A 7,429-nucleotide genomic window follows, 5' to 3' on the forward strand; every position below is an offset into this window, starting at 1 on the left:
ATACTCAATAGTTAATTTTAAAAAAACATTCACATTTGTCATAATATTCACCTCGCAAGGGCTACTAAATCGTAACATACTTCTAATGCCCTTGCAATAAACTTTACAAAACTTTCACAAAGTTCTGAATTGTTTCCAGCGCTCTATTTGCATGTTCTAAATTTCTTTCTTGCTTTCCTTTAATTCTTACCGGCAGCTCCGGAAATAAACCAAAGTTTGCATTCATTGGTTGAAAATTTTTAGCGTTCGTCGTGGTAATATAGCGTGCCATGCTTCCAATTGCTGTCTCTGCAGGAAATTCAAGCGGCTCACTACCTTGTATTAAACGTGCTGCATTTATACCGGCGACTAATCCGCTAGCAGCAGATTCTACGTAACCTTCTACCCCAGTCATCTGACCGGCAAAAAACAAATTTTCTCGATTACGGAATTGATATGTTGCATTTAGCACCTTGGGAGAATTGATAAACGTATTACGGTGCATGACACCATAACGGATAATTTCTGCATTTTCTAGCCCAGGTATTAATTGTATTACTTCTTTTTGAGCACCCCACTTTAAATGTGTCTGAAAACCGACAATATTAAAAAGAGTTCCAGCCGCATCGTCTTGACGAAGTTGTACAACAGCAAATGGTCTTTTTCCTGTTTTCGGGTCTTCTAATCCAACTGGCTTTAACGGTCCGAAAAGCATGGTTTTCTTTCCCCGTGATGCCATCACTTCAATTGGCATGCACCCTTCAAAAAAGACTTCTTTTTCAAATTCCTTTACCGGGACTGTTTCAGCAGATATTAGTCCATCATAAAAACGATTAAACTCTTCTTCAGTCATCGGGCAGTTAAGATAGGCCGCTTCCCCTTTATCATAACGGGATTTTAAATAAACTTTATCCATATCAATGCTATCTTTTTCTAGAATTGGTGCCGCAGCATCGTAAAAATAAAGGTAATCCTCACCTGTCAAACCCTTGAGCTGTTCAGAAAGGTCCGGGCTTGTCAGTGGCCCTGTTGCAATTATAGTTGTACCCTCAGGAATTTCAGTTACCTCTTCATTTATGACCGTAACATTTTCATGATTTTTAACTAGATCTGTTACTTTCGCAGCAAACTCATGCCGATCAACCGCTAACGCACCTCCGGCAGGAACAGAACAGGCATCCGCTGCAGCAATAATAACCGAATCAAGCTTTCGCATTTCTTCCTTTAACACGCCTACTGCATTCGTTAATGTATTTGCCCGTAAAGAATTACTGCAAACCAATTCGGCAAATTTATCTGTATGATGTGCAGGTGTTTGTCTCACCGGTCTCATTTCATATAAGCGTACCTTGACCCCGCGCTTGGCAATCTGCCATGCTGCTTCACTTCCTGCCAATCCAGCACCGATAACATTTATAGTTGTGTCTTTCATTTAGTAACCTCCTTATTTCAACCTTTGTATTATCTACATCAAGGGCTGTGTATCTACCTATCAATACTCTTCCCACATTTAAGTCCATCTTGCATTGTACTATACGATTAAGAAAGAAAAAAGTTTTTAGTATTTCGGAAAGGATTTATTAAGAGTGTTTTGCAAAATGAAAAGAGTGGACTTTGTCCACTCTCCCCGTTAACTTTGCGGTTCTTCCTTGTAATCGCACTTAACACATTGAACTTGAACACCTTTTTTTAATTTCTTTTCTACAAGCAGCCCCTCACACTTAGGGCATTCCCTTGGCAGCGGTTTATCCCAAGAGATAAATTCACATTCAGGATATTTGGTACACCCGTAAAACAGTCGCTTCTTCTTGCTTTTTCGCTCAATAATTTGACCCTCTTTACAGCTTGGGCAGGTAACACCGATTTCTTTAACAATTGGTTTAGTATTCCGGCAATCGGGGAAATTGCTGCATGCCATAAATTTACCATATCGACCCATTTTAAAGACCATTGGGTGCCCGCAATTCTCACAATCTTCACCCGCTGGCTCATCTTTAATTTCAACAAATTGCATTTCTTCTTCTGCTTTTTTTAAATGAATATCAAATTCTTGATAAAACTCATCGATAATATCGACCCAGGGAACTTTTCCATCCTCAATATTATCTAAACCTTGTTCCATCTTCGCTGTAAATTCGACATCTACTATATCTGGGAAAAACTCTAAAATCAACTCATCGATAATTTCACCAAGTTCGGATGGAACAAATCTTTTATTATCGAGTGATACATAGCCCCGTTTTTGAATCGTATCAAGGGTAGGTGCGTAAGTTGACGGACGCCCAATCCCCAGCTCCTCTAGCGTCTTAACCAGCCTTGCCTCCGTATACCTTGGCGGCGGCTGCGTGAAATGCTGTTTCGGCTCGATGTCCTTCTTAAACACTTCATCACCTTCTTTAAGGGCTGGAAGCATTTTGTCCTTTTCATCTACCTGGTCGTCTGACCCTTCAACGTAAAGTTTCATAAAGCCGGGAAACTTAATTTTTGAGCCATTGGCACGGAATAGAATGTTGCCATTTTGTAAATCAACACTCATTGTATCCATGACAGCCTGAGCCATTTGACTAGCTAAAAACCGATCCCAGATTAATTTATATAAGCGGAATTGGTCTCTTGATAAAAATGACTTTAGACTATTAGGATCCCTTAAAGTACTGGTTGGACGAATCGCTTCATGGGCATCTTGAGCATTTGCCTGCTTTTTCTCTTTTCTTTGTTCCTCTTTTAAATAATCTTTCCCATATTCAGAGGAGATGTAATTAGCCGCTTCCGTTTGAGCAACTTCAGAAATTCTTGTAGAATCCGTTCTCATATAGGTAATGAGACCAACCGTTCCCTCTTTGCCAAGCTCAATTCCTTCATAAAGCTGTTGTGCCAGCATCATCGTTTTCTTTGCTCGGAAATTTAGTTTTCTGGCTGCTTCTTGTTGCAAGGAAGAGGTAATAAATGGCGGTGCCGGGTTTCTCTTTCGTTCCTTTTTGGTAACAGATACAACTTTGAATTTATTTTCATTCATTTGCTTTAAAATAGTTTGGACATCTTGTTCAGATTTTAATTCAAATTTTTCCTTGTCTGCTAATGAAAAATATTGGGCGCTAAAATGATCTTTCCCCTTCAAAAATTCTCCATCTATCGTCCAGTATTCTTCTGGGACAAAGGCTTTAATTTCATTTTCTCTATCAATAATTAAACGGACTGCAACAGATTGGACCCGACCTGCACTTAACCCTTTCTTGACCTTTTTCCAAAGCAGCGGGCTGATATTATAACCAACCAGCCGGTCAAGGATTCTACGAGCTTGCTGAGCATCCACCAAATCCATATTGATTGGCCGAGGATGTTTAAATGACTCTTTTATTGCATCTTTTGTGATTTCATTAAAAACGACACGGCAATCTGAATTAATATCAACAGATAAGCTATGGGCTAAATGCCAAGCAATTGCTTCCCCTTCGCGATCCGGGTCAGCTGCGAGATAGATTTTTTTTGCTTTTTTTGCTGCTGTTTTTAATTCCTTTAATACAGGGCCTTTTCCGCGGATGGTAATATATTTTGGTTCATAACTATTTTCTACATTGACCCCCATTTGGCTTCGTGGCAAATCGCGAATATGTCCCATCGATGCTTTAACTTTATATTTATTCCCTAAATATCGTTCAATCGTTTTTGCTTTTGCCGGTGATTCAACGATTACAAGAAAATCTGCCATTTAAAAATCCTCCTTAAGAGGGAAAGTGTAGAAGTGCCCCGAATCTAGCAAATGTCTGTTTCTAAGAAGCTTTTCATTTGTGAAGCTTTCCTAATTTCAGTTTTACCTAATTTGACCGGAGAAAATACTTTACAAAACTGCCCTATCCCAAGTTTTTCATTATATATTAATTTATATATTATTTATTCTATTTCCAAATATTCTTTTTTTCGAACATCTGTTGGAAAATGTATAACAAATTAGAAAATAATGCAACCTTTTTTAGGTAAATTCTCCATTAATTCATAAAAACCTTTAAAATTGACAACTTTTTTAAGCAAATTTTCTTTAGATAACTTAGAGTCTTATCTAATTTCCTCTAAAATATCCTCTGCACTTGTTACAAGTTTAGCACCTTGTTGAATTAATTCATTAGTGCCGATGGAATATGGATTAAAAATATTCCCCGGTAAGGAAAATACATCTCTTCCCTCATTTACTGCAAAATTTGCTGTGATCAGTGATCCGCTTTTTCGTTTTGCTTCTATTATAAATGTCCCCTCGGACAAACCGCTAATAATTCGATTTCTGGACGGAAAATGCCATCTAAGCGGCTTTGTATCCGGAGGATATTCGGAAAGAACTAACTGGTTTTTCATCATTTCTAAAGCTAAACTCATATTTTCCTTTGGATAGATATGATAGAAACCACCTGCAATCACCGCAATTGTCCTCCCGCCATTTTTTATCGCATATTCATGGGCAAGGGCATCAATTCCCCTTGCTAATCCACTCACAATGAGAACACCTTTGTCAACTAAACCAGGGAAGATTGACCGAATTGCATTTTTCCCATATTGGGTCGCTTGACGTGAACCAACTACCGCAAGTTTTGGGACAGTTTCAAGAAGCGAGAGATCCCCTTTGATAAACAATGCCCATGGCGGCTGGTAAATTTCTTTCAATAATGGAGGATATTCCTTATCAATAATAGTAATGACTGTAATTTCGTTTGTTTTATATTGACGAATTTGATCACGGATAATGTCAGGATGAAGAGGAATGTTTGAAGGCTTTTCTGAAGTGTTTTTGGTGGCCAGTGGCGGAAACAAGAAGGTTTGCTGTGGAGGTCGCTTTTGTAACTGATATATATTTCGCAGTGTTGGGTCTTTCTTTAAAATTTGCAAAACAGTGTTCCAAGATATATCGGGATAATGCAGCAAGGAAATAAGTCGTTCTTTGAATTCATCCATGTAGATATTTTCCTCCTTAAGATATAGAAATAGTATAAATAGCCCCTCAATTATGAGGGACTATTCGATATTATCTAGTTGCACATTTATTAGTGTGTTTTACACTTTTCGTAAAGACCTTGTTCTTTTAAAACTTCAATTAATGTTTCACCCATTACAGATGGAGTGTCAGCAACTTTAATACCGCATTCGTTCATTACGCGGATTTTTTCATCTGCTGTTCCTTTACCCCCTGAAATAATTGCACCTGCGTGACCCATACGTTTCCCTGGAGGTGCTGTACGTCCGCCGATGAAGCCAACAACTGGCTTGGTCATGTTTGCTTTAACCCATTCTGCCGCTTCTTCTTCTGCAGTACCGCCGATTTCACCAATCATGATTACCGCATAGGTTTCAGGATCTTCATTAAATGCTTTTAAAACATCGATGAAGTTTGTTCCGTTAACAGGGTCGCCACCAATACCAACTGCAGTAGTTTGGCCAAGTCCAGCTTGAGTTAATTGGTGCACCGCTTCGTATGTTAATGTTCCGGAGCGAGATACAACGCCTACATGTCCTTTTGTATGGATATAACCAGGCATAATGCCGATTTTACACTCATCAGGAGTAATAACACCTGGGCAATTCGGGCCAACCAAGCGGGTCTTTTTGCCTTCCATATAACGTTTAACTTTAACCATATCCAAAACTGGAATATGTTCAGTAATGCAAATCGCAAGATCTAACTCCGCATCAACGGCTTCAATAATCGCATCAGCTGCAAATGGTGCAGGTACGTAAATAACGGATGCAGTAGCACCAGTTGTTTCAACAGCATCTTTAACCGTGTTAAAAACAGGTACACCTTCTACTTCCATACCGCCTTTTCCTGGTGAGGTACCGCCTACAATTTGTGTACCATATTCAAGCATTTGCTTTGTATGAAACAGGGCGGTTGAACCTGTAATCCCTTGAACAATAACCTTTGTATTTTTATTAATAAAAACGCTCACGTTAATTCCCCTTTCTTCGATCCTATTTCACTAATGAAACGATTTTTTGTGCGCCGTCAGCCATGGATTCAGCAGCGATTATGTCTACGCTAGACTCTGAAAGAATTTTCTTCCCTAAGTCAACATTAGTTCCTTCTAAGCGAACAACTAGTGGAACACTTAGTCCAACTTGCTTAGCTGCTTCTACTATACCCTCAGCAATAACATCACACTTCATGATTCCACCAAAGATATTGACGAAAATACCTTTTACGTTTGGATCAGAAAGGATAATTTTGAATGCTTCTGTAACCTTTTCAGCTGTCGCACCGCCACCAACATCAAGGAAGTTAGCAGGATCTCCGCTGTAATGTTTGATAATATCCATCGTTGACATAGCAAGTCCAGCACCGTTAACCATACAGCCAATATTTCCATCTAAAGCAACGTAGCTTAAATCATACTTAGATGCTTCGATCTCCTTTGCATCCTCTTCTTCAAGGTCACGATACTCTAAAACGTCCTTCTGACGATAAAGGGCATTTGAGTCAAAGTTCAATTTTGCATCAAGTGCCATTACTTTTCCGTCACCTGTAACTACGAGCGGGTTAATTTCCGCAATTGAACAATCTTTTTCGATGTAGGCATTATACAGGGCTGTCATAAATTTTACGGCCTGATTAATTAATTCTTTTGGAATATTAATATTGAACGCAATTCGGCGGGCCTGGAATGGCTGTAATCCAACGACCGGGTCAATTTCTTCTTTAAAAATTTTCTCCGGAGTCTTTTCAGCAACCTCTTCGATTTCTGTTCCGCCTTCTTCTGACGCCATTAAAACAACACGTGACGTAGCACGGTCTAATACTAAACCAACATAATACTCTTTTTTGATGTCACAACCTTCTTCGATAAGGAGGCGCTTGACTTCTTTTCCTTCAGGACCTGTTTGGTGTGTCACAAGTGTTTTACCGAGGATTTCGCTTGCATATGTACGAACCTCATCAAGGTTTTTCGCAACTTTAACACCACCGGCTTTACCCCGTCCGCCAGCATGGATTTGTGCTTTTACCACACAAACCTGTGTGCCTAATTCTTTCGCTGCTTCCACTGCTTCTTCTACAGTGAATGCTACTTTCCCTTTCGGAACTGCTACCCCGTATTTTCTGAGGATCTCTTTCCCTTGATACTCATGGATATTCATTTCCCATCCTCCTATTCAAACTCTTCTAAAAACTGACTCCGTTTTCATTTTATATAATGACAGATACCTTGTCTACCATTATGCTAAAAAATTATATACATCTTTAAAATATTCAGAATAGTCAATAACTTAATTCTAATAAATCAAGGAAATTAACACCTTAATTGGTATAATTTGTTTTCTGCAATAATAAAAACCAGGCAAAACCTGTTCATGCTATCCAGAAAAATTCGACAGCCTTTTTATTAATCTATTTTCTTTAATAACTCACCGCGTTAATTTTTGTTAAGGTTTATTGGTTTTTCGAAATGTCTGTTGATTGGCGCTCCAGGCA

5 protein-coding genes are annotated in these 7,429 nt (G+C 38.9%); all 5 read right to left on the reverse strand.

What is annotated here, in order from left to right:
- Positions 1-103: 103 nt before the first annotated feature.
- Positions 104-1,411 (reverse strand): FADH(2)-oxidizing methylenetetrahydrofolate--tRNA-(uracil(54)-C(5))-methyltransferase TrmFO, encoded by a 1,308-nt coding sequence (gene trmFO / locus BDR01S_RS02065; RefSeq protein ID WP_066252721.1) that lies wholly within the window; start codon positions 1,409-1,411, stop codon positions 104-106.
- Positions 1,412-1,609: 198 nt separating this feature from the next.
- Entirely contained in the window at positions 1,610-3,688 is a 2,079-nt protein-coding gene (topA, locus tag BDR01S_RS02070; protein WP_066252719.1) for a type I DNA topoisomerase, read from the reverse strand.
- Positions 3,689-4,032: 344 nt separating this feature from the next.
- A complete protein-coding gene (dprA, locus tag BDR01S_RS02075) occupies positions 4,033-4,920 on the reverse strand; it encodes a DNA-processing protein DprA (protein ID WP_066252717.1) in 888 nt (295 codons plus the stop codon).
- A gap of 89 nt (positions 4,921-5,009) precedes the next feature.
- Entirely contained in the window at positions 5,010-5,912 is a 903-nt protein-coding gene (gene sucD / locus BDR01S_RS02080; RefSeq protein ID WP_066252716.1) for a succinate--CoA ligase subunit alpha, read from the reverse strand.
- 22 nt (positions 5,913-5,934) lie between these two features.
- Positions 5,935-7,095, reverse strand: a complete 1,161-nt coding sequence (gene sucC, locus BDR01S_RS02085) for an ADP-forming succinate--CoA ligase subunit beta (protein ID WP_066252715.1) — start codon at positions 7,093-7,095, stop codon at positions 5,935-5,937.
- Between the last annotated feature and the right edge of the window lie 334 nt (positions 7,096-7,429).

It is taken from the genome of Neobacillus drentensis NBRC 102427 (assembly GCF_001591445.1).
Lineage (GTDB): Bacteria > Bacillota > Bacilli > Bacillales > Cytobacillaceae > Neobacillus > Neobacillus drentensis.

What these genes read in the sequence shown, in the direction of transcription:
- trmFO (WP_066252721.1), bottom strand. Translation starts at nt 1,411, where the DNA reads ATGAAAGACACAACTATAAATGTTATCGGTGCTGGATTGGCAGGAAGT.
- topA (WP_066252719.1), bottom strand. Translation starts at nt 3,688, where the DNA reads ATGGCAGATTTTCTTGTAATCGTTGAATCACCGGCAAAAGCAAAAACG.
- dprA (WP_066252717.1), bottom strand. Translation starts at nt 4,920, where the DNA reads ATGGATGAATTCAAAGAACGACTTATTTCCTTGCTGCATTATCCCGAT.
- sucC (WP_066252715.1), bottom strand. Translation starts at nt 7,095, where the DNA reads ATGAATATCCATGAGTATCAAGGGAAAGAGATCCTCAGAAAATACGGG.